This window comes from Acidobacteriota bacterium, from assembly GCA_016184105.1.
In the GTDB taxonomy this organism is placed as follows: Bacteria; Acidobacteriota; Vicinamibacteria; order Vicinamibacterales; family 2-12-FULL-66-21; genus JACPDI01.
In genome coordinates this window covers 26,305-47,135 of record JACPDI010000011.1, presented here as the reverse complement: position 1 = coordinate 47,135, position 20,831 = coordinate 26,305, and the positions used below count along the sequence as shown (strand labels likewise).

Here is a 20,831-nt window from a genome sequence, read left to right as displayed (position 1 = left end):
CCGGAACCAGAACATCATTATTATTGATGCACTATGCGAATGGCATTTCAGGGCACTGCCGGAGCCTACAGCGAAGCCGCCGCGCTGGCCGTGTGGCCGCAGGCGGAAACGCTGCCGTTCGAGCGGTTCGAGGACGTGTTCGCCGCGGTCGCTGCCGGGCGCGCCTCGCACGGCATTCTGCCGGTCGAGAACTCCGTGGGAGGCAGCATTCACCGCAACTACGACCTGCTGCTCGAGCACGGGCTGCCGATCGTGGCCGAGACCGAGCTGACGGTCGTGCACAGCCTGCTGGCGCTGCCCGGCACGCCGCTCTCCGCCATCAAGCGGGTGTTCTCGCATCCCCAGGCGCTGGCGCAGTGCGAGCGCTACCTGCAGACGCTCCCGGGTGTCGAGGTGGTTGCCACCTATGACACCGCGGGAAGCGCACAGATGATTCGCGACCAGGCCCTGACCGACACCGCCGCGGTCGCCTCGTCCAGGGCCGCAGAGATCTTCGGTCTGGAGATCCTGCGCGCCGGCATCCAGGACTACGCGGACAACATCACGCGCTTCGTGCTGATCGCCCGCGAGCCCGAGCCGCTCGGGACTCCCGACAAGACCACGCTGGCCTTCGCGCTGCACAACGAGGCGGGGGCATTGTTCAAGGCGCTGAGCGTCTTCGCCCTGCGCGGCATCGACCTGACCAAGCTGGAGTCGCGTCCCGACCGCGGGCGGCCCTGGGAGTACTTCTTCTACGTGGATCTCGGCGTCGGACGCGACGATCCGCGCTGCGGCCGCGCCATCGAGCACCTCACGGAGTTCGCGCGGTGGGTCAGGGATCTGGGGTCCTACCCGCGCTGCATGCCCTGAAACGCGCCGCTCACCGCAGCCCGACGCGCTCCGGCCGCCAGCGGTGCGCCTGATGGGAGCGCACGCGATCGCGCCGCTCGAACAGCTTGATGAGACCCGCGCCGGCGACGAACCCGCCGACGTGCGCCCAGAACGCCACGCCCCCTTCGCCGCCGGATCCGATGCGGGAGACCCCGCCGAGCAGCTGCAGGACCATCCAGTAGATCAGCATCGCCCAGGCCGGCAGCGCGATCGACGTCATGTAGAACCCGAGCGGCACGAGCGTAAACACGCGAACGCGTGGATAGAGAATCAGGTACGCCCCCATCACGCCGCTGATCGCGCCCGAGGCGCCCACCATCGGCACGATCGAGTCCGGCTCGATCATCACCTGCAACAGCGCGGCACCGAGGCCTGAGAGCAGATAGAACACGATGAACCGCGTCCGCGTCATCGAGTCTTCCACGTTGTTCCCGAACAGCCAGAGGAACCACATGTTGCCGAGCAGGTGCATCCACGAGCCGTGGAGGAACATCGAGGTCATCACGTTGCCCGCCTGGCGCCCCGGATCCGTCACGCACACCAGGCCGTCGCCCATCGGAAACCCCGCACCCGGCGGCACGCTCATCGTCAGCTCGCCCGGGATGAGCCCGAGGGTGCAGACGGAGGTCGCCAGCGGCACCGGGGCGCCGGCACCCTGGACCAGGACCCACGCCGCGACGTTGATCGCCACGAGGACAATCGTCACGTACGCCCGGCGCTGGGTGGCGTTTTCGTCGTGGTAAGGGATCACCGGAAGCCTCCGTCAGAGATATCAGAGTTGGGCGGCGTCATCGCGGGAACTCGAGGATTTCATACAGCCAGATTCGATCGTCCGCATACCGGCGCGCCAGGTAGCGGTCGAACGCGCGCAGGCGTGCGAGGACGTCTTCGCGCGCGTCAGGGCCGATCCGGTTGAGATGGAACACCGCATACCTGACACGATCGCGCTCGAGGAGTGTGAACGCCTCGAGGCTCGGAAATCCGGCCAATGCGTTCGTGTGCTCGATGAAATCCCGCGGCGTGTGCGAGCTGTACCCGTTCACGAGCGGCATCCAGTGGGCGGTGGAGTTGAGCAGGTATTCGGTTCGCGCCGCCGCGAACCGGTTCGAGTAAAACGGTATCTCGATCACCGGACCACGCGGCAGCGTGGCGAGGACGCCATAGGCCGGCTCCACGGGGGGCACCGGTGGGAACGCCAGCGGAGTCTTCAACTCGAGCGCCGCCGCGGCAACCAGGACACCGGCGGCCAGCCTGGCCGCTCGAGCCGCGAACCGCGAGCGCCCCAGCCGGGCGAGCAGCGCCGAAATCGAGACGCCGGCCATCACCGACAGCGCGAACACGACGACGACACCGAATCGACTGGGCGCATGGAGGAAGCCGAAGCCGGGGACGATCGCGTGCAGGCCACGGTAGAAGCCGGCGTCCGGTCCGAATGACGCCCAGAACGCGAGCGCGGCAAGCCCGCCGTACAAGACGGCGGTTTCGCGCAATCGGCCGCCCGCGCGCCAGCCGAACGCAAGCCCCGCCGCGCCCGCCACGCTCGCCACGAAACCGGGGAACAGCACCTCGTTCCATTGCCGGATGATCGGCAGCATCCACGCGTGCGCGTAGGCCGACGACGCCAGGTAGGTGCGCCACGTGGCCGACCAGAGGCGCGAGTCCTCCAGCGGCCGGCTGAAGCCCGTTTCCGACCTCAGGCGCAGGTATGGCAGGAACAGCGGAATCGCGATCGCCATCGTGACGAGGGCGGCGACGGCGATCGCCGTCCAGTACGCGGCGTCGGCCCAGCGCCGCCGCGTCACGGTGATGACGATCGCCGCGAAGCCGACCGTGAGGCCGGCAAAGATGCCGTAATACCCGCAGAACACGGCCTGCAGACCGACGGCGGCGCCGAGCGCGGCGCCGCGCCATGCCGTCGGCCGGTCGGCAAGCCGATGGAACGCCAGCATGCTCAGGGGCAGCCCGGCGATCATCAGCAGATGCACGTGCGGCAGATGGGAGAAGAGATACGGGCAATACGCGAAGCAGATTCCGGCGATTGCCGCCGCGCGCCTGTCGCCCACGAGAGAACGAACGAGATAGTACGTGGCCGTTGCGCCGAGCACGAACGACAGCAGGACGACCAGGTTGTGTGCGAAGTACGGGTTCCGGGTCGCCCAGTACGCCGGGACCGCGAGCGCGCCCGCGCCAAGATTGCTTTCCGAGTAGGCGAGCGTCCATCGGTGCGGATAGAAGATGTTGGCGTCGTAGACATGCAGCGGATCGACGACGAGCGTTCGCGCGACCCAGGCGACATTCCAGATCAGAAACCGGGTATCGGCGTTGTCGAGGCGGGCGGCGGTCCCGAGCCGAAATGGCAGCGGAGCTGTGAGAAAGACGGTCAGGACGACGGAGCCGAGCACCACGAGCGCCAGCTCACGCCCCTCGACGTACGCGCTGCGCCGGGTGTGCACGGCCACATTATCTCCTCACGAACCGGGCAAGCGGCTCGCCGCGTTGCCGGATTTCCGGCAATTGCCCGGTTCAACCACCGGCCGCCTCGATTCCGCCGCAATTTCGGCAGCGTTCCCGTCACAACCCGGCCGGTACGTCGTTTGCTCTGTGCTCAGTCCCCATTAGCGCGAGCCGCGAAGTCGAACCAGGCGCCGTATGGTGCTGTCTTTCTCGCCGCAAGGCACGTTCGTACTGGTGCTGTTTCAGCTCGTTCTGAGCGGGCTGGCCTTCGTGGTGCTGCTGTGGATCTGCGCCAGCGAGCGATCCACCGGATCTTCAGCTGCCAGCCGTCTCCTCCTCGCCGGCTTTGCACTCCTGACCCTCGCCTTCGCGACCCGCGCGGTCTACTGCCGCCTGGCGGTGTGTCCGCCGGCGTCAGTCGACGCCGGCTACCACTGGCTGCTGTCTTCAGCGGACCTGCTTCGCCTGATCGGCGTCAGTCTCCTGGTGAGCGGGTACCTCCTCCTGCGCGGCAGACGGCGAGCGGCGGCTGTCGTCGTCGCGACGGGCCTCGTGCTGTGTGTGGTTGTGGCGGCGCGTGTCCCCTCAGATGCGGACCTGGCGATGCGCAGCATCGTTCCCTTGACGACCGCGCGTGCGGCCGAGGGCGCGGTGCTCCTGATCGGCGCGGGATTGATTTGGCGCGCGCACGCGCTCTCGGCCGCCGCGCTTCTCGTGTTGGCGGCGGCGCGCCTGACGGCGGGGCTCGGCGCATGGCGACCGGCAGCCACCGAGCTGGCGTGGGCCCTCGAACATACCGGCACGCTCGTCGCGTTGGTGCTGCTGACGCTGGCGCTCGAACGCGAGACCGTGCAGACCACGGTGCGGTTCTTCCTTCGCCTCAATCTCACGTTCGTCCTGCTGGCCAGCAGCCTGATCCTGGCCGTATCGGAGATCCAGCGTCGCCAGCTCACCGAGTTCGCGGCGTTCCAGTCGGAAGACCTGGCCGAGTTCGTCCGCGGGCACATGCTGTATTACACGCAGCGCGGTGAACCGCCGGATCGGGTCGTGACACATGACGACGTGGTCCGGAAGCTGGTGGCGGAGTTCGGACGGTACCCGGATCTCCGCCGCGTGGAGGTCTCGCTGCGAGGGCGGAGCATGGCGCTGACCATCAATGAAAACGGCGAGATCGATCAGGAACGATGGATCGGTCAGCGCGTCCCGCGGCCCCGCGTCAGCCTCGAGGATTTCTCCGTCGCCTCCCTGGTCTTCGCGCCGATCGTCGTCGAAGGGCAACCTCTCGGACGCGTGGATCTGGTTCACAGCCTGGCGCGGATCAACGAGCGGATCGGCTGGCAGATGCAGCTCGCCTTCGCCGTGTTCACCCTGGCGGTCCTCATCGCGAGCCTGGTCAACGGCATGCTCGTCCTGGTGGCGGATCGCACGATTCGCCGCCAGTTCGAGGAGTTGGAGAAGACGCAGCACAGGCTGTCGCGCGCCGAACGTCTGGCCTCGATCGGGTCGGTGGCCGACGGCGTGGCGCACGAGATCAACAACCCCGCCGGCATCCTGGTCGCGCGGACCGACTATCTGCTCTCGGTCACGAGCGACAACCCCCAGTGCGCCGGGATCTCCGACGACCTGCACACGATCCGGCGGCAGGCGCATCGAATAGCGAAGACGGTCCGCGACCTCCTGACCTTCACGCGCCCTGCGCCGCTGCGGTGCGAGCGCGTCCTGGTTGGCGGCGTTCTCGACGCGGCAGTCGACCTTGTCCGGCCGATGATCGTGGAAAAGGGGATCCGGCTGAGCAGGACTGGTACAAGCGCCGACCCGGTCCTCGGCGATCCCACCCGGATGGAGCAGGTCTTCATGAATCTCCTGATCAACGCCGTGCACGCGACGGCGGCGGGTGGGACCATCGCGATCGATGTCTCCGGGCAGCCGGGAGCCGGCGCGGTGGAGGTTGTCGTGCGCGACACGGGAGCCGGGATCCCCCCGGAACATCTCGACCGGATTTTCGACCCGTTCTTCACGACGAAAGAGCCCGGCCGTGGCACCGGGCTCGGGCTTTCCATTGCGTACGGCATCGTCCGCGATCACCAGGGAACGATTGACGTGGCCAGTACCCCTGGCGCCGGGAGCGAGTTTCGTGTCAGGCTCCCGCTCGCCGGCCGGCGGGACGTCGAGGCCGCCGCGACGACGGCCGGTGCCCCGGCCGCAGCCGTGGACCCGGCTCTCGAGGGACGTCTTCCTGGCCGAGGCGCTCTGTGAGCGACGCGATGCCGCGTATTCTGATCGTGGACGACGAAGTGGACATGCTCGCCACGTGCGACAAGATCCTGTCGCGGCGCGGGTATCTGGTGGAGACCGCGTCGACGTCCGAGGAGGCGGAATCGCGGCTGGCGGCCCACGAGTTCGACCTGTTGATCGCGGACCTGGTGATGCCGGGGAGGAACGGACTGGAAGTGGCGCAGCTCGCGCGCCGGCGGGATCCGCGGCTGGGTGTCCTGATCATCACCGCGCACGCCACGATCGAGACGGCCCTGCGCGCCACGCGCGAAGGGGCGTTCGACTACATTCCGAAGCCGTTCACCATGGAGCAACTCGAGATCGCGGTGGAGCGGGCGATCGAGTTCCGCCGCCTGCGCGACGAGAACGCGGTGCTCAAGCGGCAGGTGACGGCCAGCCCGGATTTCAGGCACATCATCGGATCGAGCCCTGCGACGCAGCAGCTGGTCGATGTGATCCGCAAAGTCGCCGATACCGACGCCAACATCGTGATCACCGGTGAAAGCGGAACCGGCAAGGAGCTGGTCGCCCGGGCTCTTCACGCGGCCAGCCGCCGCGGCGGGCGTCCCTTCGTGCCGGTCGACTGTGCGGCGCTGCCCGAGACGCTGCTCGAATCGGAGCTGTTCGGCGCCGAGCGCGGCGCCTATACAGGCGCCGTCGCGACGCGAGCCGGCCTGCTCGAACACGCCGACGGCGGCACGCTCTTCCTCGACGAGATCTCCAACCTCGCGCTGCCCATGCAGGCCAAGCTGCTGCGCGTGCTGCAGGAACGCAGCGTGCGGCGGCTCGGCGGTGCCCGCGAGATTCCGGTCGACGTCCGGATTCTCTCGGCGACGAACCAGGATCTGGAGCACCTCGTGCGCGCCGGGCGCTTTCGCGAGGATCTCTACTACCGGCTCAACGTCGTGTCGATCTCCACCCCGCCGCTGCGCGACCGGGCCGGCGACATCCAACTGCTCGCCCAGCATTTCGTGAAGGAGTTCACCACGCGAGAAGGCAAGGATGTCCGAGGCCTCTCGGCTGCCGCCGTGATGGTGCTCGACCGCCACGCGTGGCCGGGAAACGTGCGCGAGTTGCGCAACGTCATCGAGCGGGCGGTCTCCCTGACCGAGTCGAATCAGGTGATGCCGTCCGACCTGCCTTCATCGTTGACCGATTTCCGCAGCGGCGGGGCCCTGAGCGGAGAGTTTCGATCCGCCAAGCAGCAGGCGATCGCCGAGTTCGAGACGGCGTACCTCCAGCGCCTGATGGAGGTCTCCGGTGGGAATGTCTCGCGCGCGGCGGCCCGGGCAGGCCTCAAGCGCACGGTGCTCCACCGCCTGCTCGCCCGCCATGGCCTCCGTCCCCAGGACTTCCGTGGCGGAGGTCCGCCGCCGGGTGATGCGGCCCGCAGGCGTTCGAACTAGCCTGTCGCACCCGTGCGACAGCGTCGCGAATCTGCGACGCTCATGGCACCGCGCCCGCCCGGTGCAGGCCTGACCCGTCGCCTCTCCAACCCGCGCTGCGATGACGACTTCCGCCTGAACCGGCTACCCGCATCCCGCCGACAGATCTCCGGTATTCGGCTTGCTCATCCGGTGGCGGCCACTCCGGCCGATCTGTCTTCCTGAAAGGAGAGCCGAGATGAGACGTTCGCTGACTGCGACCTGTCTCGCAGCGATCGCCTTCTTCCTGTGGCCGGGTCGGGCAGACGCGATTCCAGCATTTGCCCGTCGTTACCAGACCGCGTGCACGACGTGCCACGTGGTCATTCCGAAGCTGAATGCGTTCGGCATCGCGTTCCGGAACAACGGCTACCGCATTCCGCCCAACGACGAGAAGTTCGTGAAGATCCCGGACGTGCCGCTCGGCGCGCCCGCATGGAAGCGGGTGTGGCCCAACGCCGTCTGGCCCGGCGGGATTCCGGGCGTGGCGCCGCTGGCCATTCGGATCTTTTCGGACACGGTGCTCAACCCGAATCCCGCCAACCCGGCGGCGCCGAAGGTCGATTTCGTCTTCCCCAACGAGTTCGAGTTCCTGGTGGGCGGAACGGCAGGGGAGAACATCTCGTACTGGGGAGAACTGGAGATTACCTCCGGCGACCGCCTCGACCTGGCGCGCGCGTTCGCGCAATTCGATCACATCGGCGGGACGACGCTCGCCAACCTCGTGGTCGGCCGGTTCGAGCCGCGAGCGGTGCCGTTCTCGCGCTTCTGGCGGCGGGTCACGCAGTCCGACGTCATCACGTCGGATTTCACGCACGTCTCGGGCGGGCTGAACTTCAAGACGCGGCAGGCGGGAATCGAGTTCTGGGGAGTGAAGAGCGGGCCGCGCGGGAAGGGGGGCGTCGAGTACGCCGTGGGTGTGGTCAACGGAAACGGTCCCTTCAGGGACAACAACACGGCCAAGGACGTGTACTACCGTCTGTCTTACAAGATCGGCGGGTTCGGCGTCGCCGGCTCGGCCGAAGAAACCGAAGAACTCCCGCAGAGCAACAACTGGCGCGACGACTCGGTGAGGATCGGAACCTTCGGCTACGTCGGCAAAGGCCTCTTCGGGACACCGGCGCGCGAGGACGAGTTCTGGCGTGCCGGCGGAGACGTCGATCTGTTCTTCCGCGACCTGAACCTGTACGCGGCCGTCATGCGGGGGCGCGACAAGATGGCGCCGGGGGGAGCCGCCAACGAGTTCACCGCCGCCTTCGTCCAGGCGGATTACGTCATCAAGCCCTGGATCCTGGCGGCGGTCCGCTACGACACCGTCTTCCGCGACGCGGTGATGGGCAGGGACATCAAGAAGATTGTGCCGGCAATCGTGCTGGCGATTCGCGCCAACGTCCGTGTGGTGGCCGAGTCCGAGTCGTTCCTCGAGAAGAGCGGCGACACATTCGGCCGGATCCGGCTCGATCTGCTGTTCTGACCAGGAGTGATCCCAGTGCGCACGCGACTGACTGTGATCGCTCTCGTGCTGGCCCAGGGGGCCGGCGCCGCCGCTCAGACGGCGACGGTCCAAGGCAAGGTGACGTGCCGAGGCGTGCGCGACTGCGCCGGAGCGCTGGTGTACATCGAGAAGGTCGCCGGCCGCGCGTTCGCGCCAACGACGGAGGCCGTGATGGACCAGCTCAAGCTGGCCTTCGTGCCGCACGTGCTCCCGGTGGTGACTGGAACGAAGGTCGCGTTCCCCAACAGCGACGAGGTTCGCCACAACGTCTTTTCACCCTCGCCGGTCAAGCGGTTCAATCTCGGCACCTACCCGCGCGGCGTCACGAAGTACGTCGTGTTCGACAAGCCGGGCGTCGTCGAGCTGCTGTGCAACGTCCATGCGGAGATGTCGGCGTACGTGGTCGTGGTGGAAACGCCGTTTGTGGCGCAGGTCGCCTCCGACGGCACCTACGTCCTGAAGAACGTGCCGCCTGGCACGCATGACATCGTGTCCTGGCGGGAGCAGCTCAAGGAAAAACGCGAGCGGATCACCGTCGGCGCGGGTGAAACGCTGAAGGTGGACTTCGAGCTTCGCAAGTAGCGGGCCTTCATGAGCGAAGTCGTGATCCCCTTGACGCTGCTGGTCGGGTGGCTGGCCGTGATGTTGTGGTACGCCGTGGTTGAAGATCGCCGCAACCGCGGCGGCCCGCCACGACCCGGCGGTTCGTAGACGTGGAGGAGGTGTCGGACGGTGGAGGACAAGACGCCGGCGAGCGACAGTGCGGCGGGCAATCTCTGGATGCCGCGACGCGACTGGTTGTCGCGGGTGACATGGTGGACGTTTCTCGGCTCACTGTTCGGGATGGCCGGCGGATCGCTGAGGATGCTCTTCCCGCGCGTGACCTTCGAGCCGGCCGCCGCGTTCAAAGCCGGCCTTCCGAGCGATTACGCCGCCGGCGAGGTCAGCGAGCGCTGGAAGAGGCGGTACCGCGTGTGGATCGTCCGCGGCGAGGACGGCTTCTACGCCTTGTCCGCCAAGTGCACCCACCTGGGTTGCACCCCCAACTGGATCGAGACCGAAGAGAAGTTCAAGTGCCCCTGTCACGGCAGCGGGTTCTACCGGTCGGGTGTCAACTTCGAGGGGCCGGCGCCACGGCCGCTGGAACGGTTCCGCATCGAGATCGCCGACGACGGGCAGCTCCTCGTGGACCGGAGTCGAAGCTACCGCCAGGAACTCGGCGAGTGGAACAGCCCTGAAGCGCTCCTGAAGGTGTGACGTGTCGCGCTGGCGCGCCTGGCCCACGCAGGCATGGTCTCGAATCGTCGCGTCATCCGCCGGGCGCTCGATGTTCCGGCACGGGTACGAGGACACCCGGCGGAACCGCCTGCTGCAGGTCAGCGGCAACATCTTCCTGCACCTGCACCCGACGACGATGCCGGCGAGCGGGCTGCGGTTCTCCTACACGTGGGGATTGGGCGGGCTCTCGTTCCTCCTCTTCATCCTTCTCACGCTCACCGGCGTGTTCCTGATGTTCTACTACGTCCCCGACACGCGCCGGGCGTACGACGACATGAAGGACATCGAGTTCGTGGTCCCGTTCGGCCAGTTCCTGCGCAACCTCCACCGGTGGGCGGCGCACGCGATGGTCATCACCGTCTGGCTGCACATGCTGCGGGTGTTCCTGACCTCGTCCTACAAACCGCCGCGGGAGTTCAACTGGGTCGTTGGCGTCATCCTTCTCGTGTTGACCCTGCTTCTGAGCTTTTCGGGGTACCTGTTGCCCTGGGATCAGATCGCGTTTTGGGCCATCACGGTCGGCACCAACATGGCGACGGCGACGCCGGTGCTCGGCGCAGAAGGACCGTTCAGTCTCGTCACCTACGACAACGACCTGCGATTCCTGATTCTCGGGAGTCGCACGGTGGGCCAGAGCGCTCTCATCCGGTTCTACGTGCTGCACTGCCTCGCGTTGCCGCTCGCCGCCGCCGTTTTGGTCGCGGTGCACTTCTGGCGCGTCCGGAAGGATCGGTTCTCGACGTCGGCGGCGGCATTCGCGCGCGGGGACAGCGGCTCGGATGCCGCCGCCGAAGCGGGATCCGCAGGCGATGCACCGGCTTCGCAGCCCAAGCCGGTCGCCAGAAAGGCAGCCCCTGCCCTCGTCGAGGTCTGGCCGCACCTGGTGGCGCGCGAGTTCCTCGCGGTCGTCCTGTCGCTCCTCGTGTTGCACGTCTGGTCGCTCGTCGTCAACGCGCCGCTCGAGGAGGTTGCCAATCCCACCAACACGCCGAACCCCGCGAAGGCGCCGTGGTACTTCCTGGGTCTGCAGGAGATGCTCGTGTACTTCGACCCGTGGATTGCAGGCGTTCTCATTCCAGGCCTGATCGTCGTTGGACTGGTCCTGCTGCCATACCTCGACCCGAACCGCGCGGGCGTCGGCTACTACAACTTCTGGCAGAGGCGGTATGCCACGGCGGTGTTTCTTTTCGGGTTCTTCCTGTGGATAGGTCTCATCATCATCGGCCAGTTCTTTCGGGGCCCGGGCTGGGTCTGGTACTGGTTCTGGGAAAGCTGGGAGGTGCAGAAGCCGGTTTATGAAAAGACGTGGGACTTTCCGTGGCCGGTTGGCGCCCTGGCCATCGCCCTGTATTTCGGCGCGGGCTTATATCTGCCGCGCCGGCTGCGCCCCGGCGTGTTCGGCGTCATCGGCCGGACGCGCTACCTCGTCCTGATGTCGCTGGTGCTGGGGATGCTGGCGATGCCAATCAAGATGATCTTGCGCCTGGTCTTCCAGGTTCACTACGTCCTCGTGACCCCCTGGTTCCGGATCTGAAGCGACATGCGACTGGACCCGCGGCAGTTTCCGATCCGGACCTGGACGGCTCTCTCCGGCACTGGCTTGCTGGTGGTGTTCGCCGTTCTCATCATCCAGGAAGCGACTCCGGCGTGGCGCCGCCATCAGCACGACTTCTTCCGGCTGGAACGCCTCAGGGCGGAGCGCGGCTTCGCCGCGGCAAACGAGGAATTCCGCGGCCGGCAGGCCGAGGTGCGGCTGTCCTCCGCGCGGGTCGAAGCGGCCGAACAGGCGTTGCGGCGCCTGCCACAGTCGGCGGCGCACGATCGCGTACGCCGCGAGCTCGAGACCGGCGGCCGGGAGCTGTCCGTCGTGCAGGATACGCTGCAGCGCCTGCGCGCGGACTACCAGCGGATCGAACGCGACTTCATCCTGGCCGATGATGATTCGGATCGCGCGCGGCTCCGATCTCGTTTGGAGGCGTTGCGGCTCGAGGTCGATGAGCTGGCGCGGCGGCGGGAGCGGCTCTCCGCCGCCCGCGACGAAGCCAGCCGTGTCGAGCGGGCGCTGACGGCGGACGTGCGTGCCGCGCGCGAGAGCCTGGCGAAGCTCGAGTCCCCCTTGTCGCGTGCGCGCGCCGACCTTGTGACGGCCGGCCGCGGGCGGGCCGAGGTGCAGCAGTTCCTGCTCGACTCGTTGGGGCACGTCGATCGCTGCACCAGCTGTCACATCGCCTCGACCCGTCCCGGCTTTGAGAAGGCGCCCGAGCCGCTCCGCAGCCATGTCGGCCGCTACCTCGAGGAGCATCCGCCGGAACGCTTCGGGTGCACCATCTGTCACGGAGGGCAGGGGCGCGCCACGCGTCTGCCCGCCGCTCACGGTGCCGTGGCCCATTGGCGTCAGCCGCTGCTTTCCGGAGATCTTGTCGGCGCCCGCTGCGCCATCTGTCATCGCGGAGAGGACGTTCCGGCCGAGCCGTATGCCCGCGCAGGGCGCCGGCTCTTTCTCGAAGCGGGGTGTCACGGCTGCCACGAGGTGGAAGGCGTGTCAGCTCCCCGCATCGGCCCGCCTCTCGCCAACGTCGGGCGAAAGGTCCGGCCGCAGTGGCTTGCGTGGTGGCTGCGGGACCCGAGGGCCTACCTGCCTCGCACGCGCATGCCGAACTTCCTGCTCGGCGACCAGGAGATTGCGGACATCTCCGCGTTTCTCCTGTCTCCAACCGCCGATTCGACTGCGATCCCGTTGACGATCGCGCCTTCCTCTTCCGAAGCGATCAAGCGGGGAGACACGCTGTTCAAGGAATCGCGGTGTGTCACCTGTCACGCGCTCAACGGCCGTGGGGGCGTCATCGGCCCGGATCTCGCGCGCGTCTCGAGCAAGATCCGCCCCGACTGGTTGCGATCGTTCCTGCATGAGCCCGCACGCCTGCACCCCGGAACGAAGATGCCGCGCTATCGGTTCTCCGACCGCGAACTGACGGACATGGTCGCGTACGTTTCATCGGAACTGCGAGATTTCGACGAGGGAGCCTGGCCCCCCGCTCCGTCTGTTGCCGGGCGCCACGCGGAAGGGCGGCGGCTCGTTCGCAGCTACGGGTGCTTCGGGTGTCACCTCATTCCGCCGTTCGAGCAAACGGGCCGTGTCGGAGCGGAGTTGACGGGCTACGCCGACAAGGAGGTGGACCGGCTGGACTTCGGGCTTCGGCGTGACGTGCCGCGAAGCTGGCGAGCGTGGACGGAGACCAAGCTGCGCCAACCGCGGAGCTTTCGGGACGGGCTCAAGATGCCGGACTTCGCCTTTTCCGGCTACGAGCGCTTCTCGCTCCTGACCTATCTGGCCAGCCTCACCGATGAACTGCCTCCCGGCGAGTACTTGCGTGACGTCCCTCCATCGAATGTGTATGAGCCGGAGGGGCGGTTCGGCGAACTGGCGGCGGATTTGAACTGCCTGGTCTGCCACACGATCCGGGGGCGCGGCGGCTCGCTTGCTCCCAATCTGACTCGAGAGGGTTCGAGGGTGCGCCCTGAATGGCTCCGCCGGTTTCTCGACCAACCCGACACGATCCGGCCTTCGCTCGAGGAGCGGATGCCACGATTCCGGCTCGGTCGCGAAGAGGTCGAGGCGATGGCGACCTACATCGAGAACGTACTGGTGGACGCAACGGTCCCGAGGGCCGTCTTCCAGCGAAACGAGATCACGCCGTCCCTGATCGAACACGGGCGAACCTTGTACTACTCCAAGTACGCCTGCGACAGCTGCCACCAGGTCGGCATGAAAGGCGGCGCCGTCGGCCCGGACCTGACGGCGGCGGCACGGCGCCTGACTGAAGGTTGGATCTACTCGTGGCTGCGAAACTCGCGCCGGCTCGATCCGGCAGCCCGGGAACCCGCGTACGAACTCGACGACAAGGAAGCTCGGGCCATCACGGCTTTCCTGCTTTCTCTCGATGAGCGCACGCTGTACAGCGGCAGGCGGAGATGAGGACACGGCTTGCGATCGCGATCGTGGCCGTCGCCGTCGCCGCGGCGCTGGGCGCGTGGGCGATGCTCGCGCTGGGACCTCGCCTGGAGGCCGGGGATCGGCCGCAGGTCGAGGAGACGGATCGACCTCCGCTCTCGCGCGAAGAGGAAGCCGGCCGTCTGCTCTTCGAGCCGTACTGCGGCCCTTGTCACGGCCGGACCGGCGATGGGTTCGGCATCAACGCGCCAAACCTGGCGACTGAAGTGCCGAGCCTCGCGCCCTCGACGCGCGTCGGCGCATGGAGCGACGCGCGGCTGCTCGCCAGGATTGCGCGGGGAGGCGGCACGTCAAAGCAGCCGCCGGTGTGCCCGGCCTGGGGCCCGCGGCTGACGCCGCGCGACATCGACTCACTGGTCGCCTTCATCAGGCTGCTTTCGAGCGGCAGGCTCGATGGCCGCGCGGCCGCGGCGGCCACCGTGCGAGGGTCGCGATGACGCGCGCTGCCTGCTACCGATCTGCCCGGGCAGGTTCCTGTCGATGAGAAAGGGCCGCTGCTCGACGGTCGCCCGCCGGTCGCTCGCCTCATTTGACGGCGACCGCGTCGTAACCGGCTGACTCCACTCTGTCGATCAGCCCGTCGCGCAGCCAGACGACCCTTCCCACGTATCGCCTGTCCTCGAGTTCGTGCGTCACCATCACGATGGTCTGCTTGAGCTCCTGGTTGAGCGTGCGCAGCAGCTCCAGCACAACTTTCGCGGAAGCGGTGTCGAGGCTGGCGGTCGGTTCGTCGGCCAGCAGGACCGGGGTCTCCTGGGGATCGATCACGAGGTTCGACGTGAAGTGGTCGATCACCTGGCGATGGATGGCGTTCGTCATGCCGTTCAGGATGCCGGCGACAAAGAGCGCGTTGACGAAGGTGAGCGACAGGATGGCCACCATCAGGAGGAGCGTCGACCGATACCCCCGCGCAACCGACTTGAATGCGAGAAACGCCGCGACCCGAAGCTCGCCCACGTCAGACGCCCTTGGCCGCGACCAGAACCTGCTCGCCGGCGGCAAGGCCCGAAAGGACTTCGACGCGCCCATCTTTGTTGGTCAGGCCCCGGACGATGTCCCGCCTCCTGAGGTGACCGCCCTCCATTACCTCGACGCAGGTTCTGCCGGCCTCCACCGCGATCGCCGTCGGCGGGACCAGGAGGGCGCGCGCGCGTCGCGCCGTCTCAATCCAGACGTCGGCCGTCATGCCCGGCCTGAGCTGCCCGGCTGCGTTTTCGACCGCCGCGGTCACGCGGTAGTAGACGGCCTGCTGCACGAGAAGAGGTCCCAATCGGACCTCCTTCACAACGCCCGTGAGGAGGCGTCCGGGATACGCGTCGACCGAGAAGCGCACCGGCTGTCCGGCAGCGACATGGCCGACGTCCGCTTCCGAGACATCGGCGTCGAGCTGCAGCTCGGCGAGGTCGGCGGCGAGGACGAAGAGCGTCGGCGGCTGCGGCGTGGCGTTCACGGTCTGGCCCACCTCGACGTTGCGCGAGAGGACGACGCCATCGATGGGCGATCTGAGCGTCGCGTGTTCGAGGTTCAACCGCGCGCGTCGAACGGCGGCCTCGTACTGGGCGACCTGGCGTTCCTGCGCCGACCTCTCCGCATTTGCGGATCGGTACCGCGCCTCCGCGGCGTCAAGCTCGCTTCGTGACAGGTGACCGGCCGAGGCCAGTTCCTGTGCGCGTTCCAGGCCGAGCGCCGCCTCGCGGAGCTGCACGGCGGACTTCTCGAGCAGCGCGTTCGCGGATTCGAGCGTGGCCTCGGCTTGCGCCAGCTCGGCCTCCAGCAGATCGGTGTCGAGCAGAGCGAGCCGCTGCCCGCGCGCCACGCGCCGGTCGGCATCCGTATCGACGATCTTCACGACGCCGGGGATGCGGCTGCGCACGTCGATGGTGACTCGCGCGTTCAGCGTGCCTGTCGCGTAGATCTCGTGGACGAGCGTCTCCTCGTGGACGACGACGGTGGCGTACGAGGATTCGCTGCGGGTCTGACGGTAGGCGTACGCCGCCAGGGCCCCGGCCAACATGAGGATGCCGAGCAGCCAGCGCGCTGTCCGCCGGTGTCTCGACAATCCGGTCGCGGCTCCGGAGCCGGTCACGTCGCCTTGCATTACGCACGTCTCCGCGGCATCAGTGGCCGACCCGATCCCGCCCACCGTCACCCTGAAGCGGCGACGGTTTTCTTCCCCACGCGAGAACCCAATGGCCGACGGGCTCGGCGCCGACGCGGGCGAAGCCCGCTGCTTCCAGCAGCGCCTTCAGTTCGTCCACGCTGAACGGTCCGTGGTCGCCCGCGCGATGGGCCGCGGCAATCCGGCGTCCGAGACGCGTGTCGCGGAAGTCCGTCACCACGACGCGTCCCCCCGGCTGCAGAACCCGGAACAGCTCGCGCGCGGCCTGCGCGGGCTCGCGCAGTTCATGCCACACGCCGTTCGACACCGCCCAACCCGCCAGCCCCTCGTCGAGGTCGAGGGCGGTGACGTCCCCCTTTCGAATGTCCACGCGGCCGCTCAGTCCCTGTCGCGCGGTGCGCCGCGCGAGCCGCGCCATCATCTCGTCGGACAGATCCACGCAGATGACGCGCCCGGACGTGAGGCGGCCGGCGATGGCCAGGCTGTAGAAGCCCGAACCGCAGCCGGCATCGACCACGAGTTCGTCTCCCCGCAGATCGAGCGCGCGCAACAGGCGCGGCCGCAGGTTCCCGAGGACGAGCAGCTCGGCGAGACGTCGATACCGGCTTGCCAGGTACCACGCGCCGAGCCGGCCGGTGAACCCGGTCCATTCGCTCGTGGCGTGACTTCCGGTCAATTCCTTCGTCGCCGTCATGATGGCCCTCCTGTGCCGGCACGCCGGCGTTCCAGCGCCGCGGTCACTCGCGCCATGACGTGTTCGACCATCTGCTGCTGTTCCGCGGTCAACCCCGACATCGCTTCCCAGAGCAGCGACCCTTTGAGCGCCAGGAACCGGGTCACCCAGTTCCTGCCCTTTCGCGAAAGCCGAAGCGTGATCCGGCGGCGGTCGCCGCGGTTCTGCGTGCGCTGCACGAGACCCTCGTTGACCAGGTCGTCGATCACGACGCTCACCGAGCTTTTCGCAAGCGACAGCCGGCGCGCGAGCTGTGTTGCCGTGGCGCCTGGATCGTGGGCCAGGATCCGGAGGACGTAGTACTCGGTCAGCGAACGGCCCGCCGCGCGGAGGAGTCGCAGCTCCTCCTCGTGTATCTCGCCGAGCAGGCGGGCGAAGGAGGCCACGCGGTCCTCCAGGCGGTCAGGTGCGGGGCGGGACGCGGTCATGGCGTGGCGGCCGCTGCGAACCCCGATCGATCCGCACTGGAAAGAACCGGGTCCAACCGCGCGATCAAGGCGGCGAAATCGGCGTCGGTGAAGCCTTCTGCCCGGTGGCGAAGCGCGATCGCGCCGGAGGGCTCCACGACAAAGATGTCGATCCGCCTGGGGTCCACACCGAAGAGCGTGTTGACCTTCTGGCCCCAGTCGAGCAGCAGCGGAACGGGCGGCCTGGTGGCCCGGGCTCGATCCTTGATGAGGCTTCTTGGAACGAAGACCGGCACGCCTCGCATGTCCCCGATCATGAAAATCCGGACCGACGGCGTTCGTCCGTAGCGCGCCTGGAAAGCCTCGGCCCATTGCTGGTTTTCCCGTCTCACGTTGCGGTGGCCGAACAGCAGGATGACGTGGAGGCCCTTCAGGCCGGCGAGCGCGTGCCGGCTCCCAGACGCGTCCTCGAGCACGAACGGGGGAGCCTGGTCCCCCGGCCGCAGCTCCCGGCCGGGGGGACCCGCGAACGCGGAAGCCGTGGACAGCAGGACACCTAAGCCGGCGGCGGTCGTCCCTCTCAGCGCCATCGCTCGCACGCCCTCCCGTGGCGTCAGAGGGAGATACGCGCCGGCGCCCCGATTGGTTCCAATTTTGAACTGTTCGTTTACGGAACTAACAGGCGTCTACAGGGCGGCGGCCCCGCGCTCGTTCAGCAGTCGTCGTTGTGCTTGTAGGACGCGACCTCGTGCTCCCGCAGCCACTGCAGGCTCACGTCGGCCACCGACATGCGGCCCGGGCCGCTCCGCCACCGAAAGGCGCGCGAAAGGGCGGCGGTGACGAGCCGCGCGGCGGACGGCCACGCAGGAATATGGCCGACGAGGGCGTGGAAGGCCTGGGTCATTGGTGGTGGTCAGTGGCCAGTGGCCAGTGGCCAGTTCACTGGACACAGCGAGTCTCTTCAGTAGACCTCACGCGGTCGCGCGGGGCTATCCGACGGAGGGGGGAGAATCGGGTGTTTGGGGCGGGACCGCGAACGGTGCTTCTGCTGCTGCGATCGTGCCTTCGCTCCCGTATTAACCGGAAAGGCGCCCGGCCGAACTGACGGCGCTCGAAGGGAAGGGCAATCGCCTCAGCCCCGATGAGTTGGCGCTCCTCGCCAAACAGCTCGCGTCCGCGTCCGACTCAATCCAGGCGGCACGCATCAAGGAGCGCCTCACGCGCGGCTTCTACGGCATTTGAGAGAGCCGTGCCGAAGGTCCGCCGTCAAAACCTTCCTCCCGCGCTGTTTCACCATCTCCTCGATCGCATCCAGAGCCGGATGATTCCGGCGACGCAACTTGGCTTGCTCGCGAAATGGCTCGACACCGGACCTGAGGTACCCGAGGGTCGGTGGTACAAGCGGTCCTCCGGCATGACGGTCTGCGGCGACGGCGAGTTGATCGAGACTTTTCTTCTGCCAGGCCAATCCCCGAAGGGTGAGCGCGTTTCGTAGGCTGTGGACGGCGCAGTCACCGAGCCGCCTGTGCCGCGGTCTTCCGCAGGGCTGCGGCCAGTGGCGACACGCTCGTCCGCTTCGCCTCTTCCAGAACTTCACGAACCCGCCGTCCGATCGCTGCGACCTGCGGCTGATAATCCCCCGGGCCGGAGAGCTGGGTCCACGCACCTTCGACGGCCGCCCCGGAATTGGCGAGAAAGTCCGGAATGTAGAGGATGCTGCGTGCCGCCAGGGCGTCCCCCGTCTCGTCGCGGTCGAGGATATTGTTGGCGCCGCCGCACAGAATCGCGCAGCGAAGCGCCTCGACGTCGTGGCCTCGGATCACGCCCCCCACCGCGCACGGCGCGAGGACGTCCGCCTGGATGCGCAGGATCTCGTCGGGTGGGCAGGGCTTCACCGGAACGGCGGCTGAAAGCGCCGCGATTCGAGCCGCGTCCGTGTCCGCGGCGATGACGTGGGCGCTTGCCTCGATGCATTTGACGGCGAGCCGGGACCCGACCGCGCCGACGCCCTGGATGGCGATCGTGCGGTCCTGCAGGGAATCGCTCCCGCGGCAGAACTCCAGCGCGGCCTGGATCGCATAGAAGACGCTGTCGGATGTGGCCTCGGCGCCGTCGCGGCACTCGATGTACGATGTGCGACCGGCCATCAGCTGTACGTCCGCTTCCGTGACGCCGAGGTCCGATCCGGTAATGAACCGGCCGCCCAGCGACTCCACGAAGTCTCCGAGCGCGTTCAGGGCATCCGCGCGGTCGCCGATCGCCTGTTGCACCAGCACCGCTTTGCCGCCGCCGAACGGAAGCCCGTTGATGGCGTACTTGCGCGTCATGGCTTCGGCGAGGCGCAGCGCGTCGTGCAGCGCCTCGTCGGGCGAGGCGTAGGCGCGGATGCGCGTTCCCCCGAACGCGGCGGCACGCCGGCAGCGGTGCAGCGCCACGAAGCCAAGCGGATCGTCGAGCCGATAGACTTCTTCGAAGCCGGGTACGCAGATCTCAGTCGCGCGCATGGAGACTCCTGCCTATGCTTTCCAGCCAATCCGGTAGACATCGAGCCCGAGGCCGAGCAGCAACGCGGCAAGGCCGGCGGTGAGCACGGTGCAGCGCGTCTCCCACTGGAACGAAGGACCTGCGCTCGCATACCAGAAGGCGGTCGCGATGACGACGAGGGAGCCTCCGACGACCAGGAGGCAGGCGGCCCAGTCCGCGCGTGCCGGCGTACCGGTCCGTGCGCTCAAGACGGCCAGGGCGAGACTCGCGAGGCCAAGGACCAGCATGTACGTCCTGGTCAGATCATGGATGTACCGGGCGAAGGAGTTCAGGTATGGGCTGGGATCGCCCTTGAAGGCCCGGGTGACGCTGGGGGCAAGGTAGCCGAAGTCGAACGCGATGCCCGCCATCAGCAGCAGGAGTCCGATGAGCGCGTGCAGTCGCTGCGGTGTCATAGCCATGCTCCTGTCTTCAGCGGCACAGTCCGCGTGCCTGCGATGCCGGTGTCCTGCTCCGTCGCGGTAGTTATCCTGGCTTGGGCGGACCGGCGATCAGCGTGTCGATCACGTGCTGCCGGAAGGCGGCCAGCTCCTCGCCGGATGACAGGAGCTTCGCGGCTTCCGGCCGCAAATGGAGAAACCCCACGTACGCGGTATACGCAAGAAAGGCGCGCCGCCTTGCTTCGGCGCCGGTCAATCCGAGCGCACGGTAGCACTCCTCGACGTACGCCATTCGCCGGGCCACGACGCGGCGTAACACCGGGCGGACGAGGCGGTGATCGCCGGCACGAAACAGCGCCAGCTCCACTCCGTAGTCGCGCGAGGGATCCGTGATGTCCATGAGCAGCAGTTTCAGCCGCTCACCCGGGTCGTCGACGCACGCCAGTCCCGCGATGATCGCCTCGGTTTCGAGTTCTTCCCACCGTCGCAGCGCCGCGGTCAGCCACGCGTCGCGATCGGTGAAGTGCCAGTAGAAGCTCCCTTTCGTGACCCGCAGTTTCCGCGCGAGGGGCTCCACGGCGACCGCTTCGATCCCGTCTTTCCTGATCGCCTCGAGCGCCGCCGCGACCCCGTCCGCGGCGCCGAGCGCCCGGCTTTTTCCCCGCCGGCGTGCGGATGAGCCCACGGGGCATTTTGGACCATACGGAGGCGTATTGACAAGGCGCCGCGCCGCCGGTAGAGTCCGGCTAACCATACGTATGCGTATGGTTCAAGACGTGGTGAGCCACGTGGAACGCCGATTCGATCGTCGTGAAGATGGGCGTCACGTTCCGCGTGCTGT

The 20,831-nt window shown here is 67.6% G+C and carries 21 protein-coding genes; 10 read left to right on the top strand and 11 right to left on the bottom strand.

Translation table 11 applies throughout. The annotated features are described in order from the left end of the window. Positions 1–33: 33 nt before the first annotated feature. Positions 34–849, top strand: coding sequence for a prephenate dehydratase (gene pheA, locus HYU53_03915; GenBank protein ID MBI2220335.1), 816 nt, complete (start codon positions 34–36; stop codon positions 847–849). 10 nt (positions 850–859) lie between these two features. Here the strand turns inward: pheA and HYU53_03910 are convergent, their stop codons facing one another. Continuing rightward, a complete protein-coding gene (locus HYU53_03910; GenBank protein MBI2220334.1) occupies positions 860–1,621 on the bottom strand; it encodes a rhomboid family intramembrane serine protease in 762 nt (253 codons plus the stop codon). 37 nt (positions 1,622–1,658) lie between these two features. Then, the gene (locus HYU53_03905; GenBank protein ID MBI2220333.1) at positions 1,659–3,329 is read right to left on the bottom strand and encodes a hypothetical protein; all 1,671 of its coding nucleotides are present in this window, start codon (positions 3,327–3,329) and stop codon (positions 1,659–1,661) included. Positions 3,330–3,519: 190 nt separating this feature from the next. Between HYU53_03905 and HYU53_03900 the strand changes: the two genes are divergently transcribed. The 8 genes from HYU53_03900 (at position 3,520) to HYU53_03865 (ending at position 14,244) form a co-directional block, all read left to right on the top strand. Next, positions 3,520–5,580, top strand: a complete 2,061-nt coding sequence (locus tag HYU53_03900; protein MBI2220332.1) for a hypothetical protein — start codon at positions 3,520–3,522, stop codon at positions 5,578–5,580. Between the two features lie 8 nt (positions 5,581–5,588). Continuing rightward, the gene (locus HYU53_03895) at positions 5,589–7,004 is read left to right on the top strand and encodes a sigma-54-dependent Fis family transcriptional regulator (GenBank protein MBI2220331.1); all 1,416 of its coding nucleotides are present in this window, start codon (positions 5,589–5,591) and stop codon (positions 7,002–7,004) included. Positions 7,005–7,221: 217 nt separating this feature from the next. Further along, the gene (locus HYU53_03890; protein MBI2220330.1) at positions 7,222–8,496 is read left to right on the top strand and encodes a hypothetical protein; all 1,275 of its coding nucleotides are present in this window, start codon (positions 7,222–7,224) and stop codon (positions 8,494–8,496) included. A gap of 15 nt (positions 8,497–8,511) precedes the next feature. Then, a complete protein-coding gene (locus HYU53_03885; protein MBI2220329.1) occupies positions 8,512–9,099 on the top strand; it encodes a methylamine utilization protein in 588 nt (195 codons plus the stop codon). A 198-nt stretch (positions 9,100–9,297) separates the two neighbouring features. Further along, entirely contained in the window at positions 9,298–9,774 is a 477-nt protein-coding gene (locus tag HYU53_03880) for a Rieske (2Fe-2S) protein (GenBank protein MBI2220328.1), read from the top strand. Between the two features lies 1 nt (position 9,775). Further along, a complete protein-coding gene (locus HYU53_03875) occupies positions 9,776–11,329 on the top strand; it encodes a cytochrome b N-terminal domain-containing protein (protein MBI2220327.1) in 1,554 nt (517 codons plus the stop codon). A 6-nt stretch (positions 11,330–11,335) separates the two neighbouring features. Next, positions 11,336–13,771: a c-type cytochrome gene (locus tag HYU53_03870; GenBank protein ID MBI2220326.1), complete on the top strand. Its 2,436-nt coding sequence runs from the start codon at positions 11,336–11,338 to the stop codon at positions 13,769–13,771. Next, entirely contained in the window at positions 13,768–14,244 is a 477-nt protein-coding gene (locus HYU53_03865) for a c-type cytochrome (protein MBI2220325.1), read from the top strand. The genes HYU53_03870 and HYU53_03865 overlap by 4 nt, the downstream gene beginning before the upstream one ends. A gap of 88 nt (positions 14,245–14,332) precedes the next feature. On the opposite strand, the gene HYU53_03860 is transcribed toward HYU53_03865, so the two are convergent. The 6 genes from HYU53_03860 to HYU53_03835 form a co-directional block, all read right to left on the bottom strand. Next, positions 14,333–14,764 (bottom strand): hypothetical protein, encoded by a 432-nt coding sequence (locus HYU53_03860; GenBank protein MBI2220324.1) that lies wholly within the window; start codon positions 14,762–14,764, stop codon positions 14,333–14,335. A gap of 1 nt (position 14,765) precedes the next feature. Continuing rightward, positions 14,766–15,905: an efflux RND transporter periplasmic adaptor subunit gene (locus HYU53_03855; GenBank protein ID MBI2220323.1), complete on the bottom strand. Its 1,140-nt coding sequence runs from the start codon at positions 15,903–15,905 to the stop codon at positions 14,766–14,768. Positions 15,906–15,924: 19 nt separating this feature from the next. Continuing rightward, the gene (locus HYU53_03850; protein MBI2220322.1) at positions 15,925–16,620 is read right to left on the bottom strand and encodes a methyltransferase domain-containing protein; all 696 of its coding nucleotides are present in this window, start codon (positions 16,618–16,620) and stop codon (positions 15,925–15,927) included. Then, the gene (locus HYU53_03845; protein ID MBI2220321.1) at positions 16,617–17,045 is read right to left on the bottom strand and encodes a MarR family transcriptional regulator; all 429 of its coding nucleotides are present in this window, start codon (positions 17,043–17,045) and stop codon (positions 16,617–16,619) included. The genes HYU53_03850 and HYU53_03845 overlap by 4 nt, the downstream gene beginning before the upstream one ends. A 38-nt stretch (positions 17,046–17,083) precedes the next feature. Beyond that, on the bottom strand, positions 17,084–17,656 hold the full coding sequence (locus HYU53_03840) for a redoxin domain-containing protein (protein ID MBI2220320.1): 573 nt from the start codon (positions 17,654–17,656) through the stop codon (positions 17,084–17,086). A gap of 122 nt (positions 17,657–17,778) precedes the next feature. After that, positions 17,779–17,970: a hypothetical protein gene (locus HYU53_03835; GenBank protein ID MBI2220319.1), complete on the bottom strand. Its 192-nt coding sequence runs from the start codon at positions 17,968–17,970 to the stop codon at positions 17,779–17,781. A 345-nt stretch (positions 17,971–18,315) separates the two neighbouring features. On the opposite strand from HYU53_03835, the gene HYU53_03830 reads away from it, so the two are divergent. Next, the gene (locus HYU53_03830) at positions 18,316–18,561 is read left to right on the top strand and encodes a hypothetical protein (GenBank protein MBI2220318.1); all 246 of its coding nucleotides are present in this window, start codon (positions 18,316–18,318) and stop codon (positions 18,559–18,561) included. Between the two features lie 16 nt (positions 18,562–18,577). Here HYU53_03830 and HYU53_03825 read toward each other — a convergent pair whose 3' ends face one another. From HYU53_03825 to HYU53_03815, 3 genes are all read right to left on the bottom strand, one after another. Then, entirely contained in the window at positions 18,578–19,570 is a 993-nt protein-coding gene (locus tag HYU53_03825; protein ID MBI2220317.1) for a Glu/Leu/Phe/Val dehydrogenase, read from the bottom strand. Positions 19,571–19,582: 12 nt separating this feature from the next. Further along, a complete protein-coding gene (locus HYU53_03820; protein MBI2220316.1) occupies positions 19,583–20,005 on the bottom strand; it encodes a hypothetical protein in 423 nt (140 codons plus the stop codon). 70 nt (positions 20,006–20,075) lie between these two features. Continuing rightward, complete coding sequence (locus HYU53_03815) at positions 20,076–20,744, bottom strand: TetR/AcrR family transcriptional regulator (GenBank protein MBI2220315.1); 669 nt, start codon at positions 20,742–20,744, stop codon at positions 20,076–20,078. Positions 20,745–20,831: the final 87 nt, after the last annotated feature.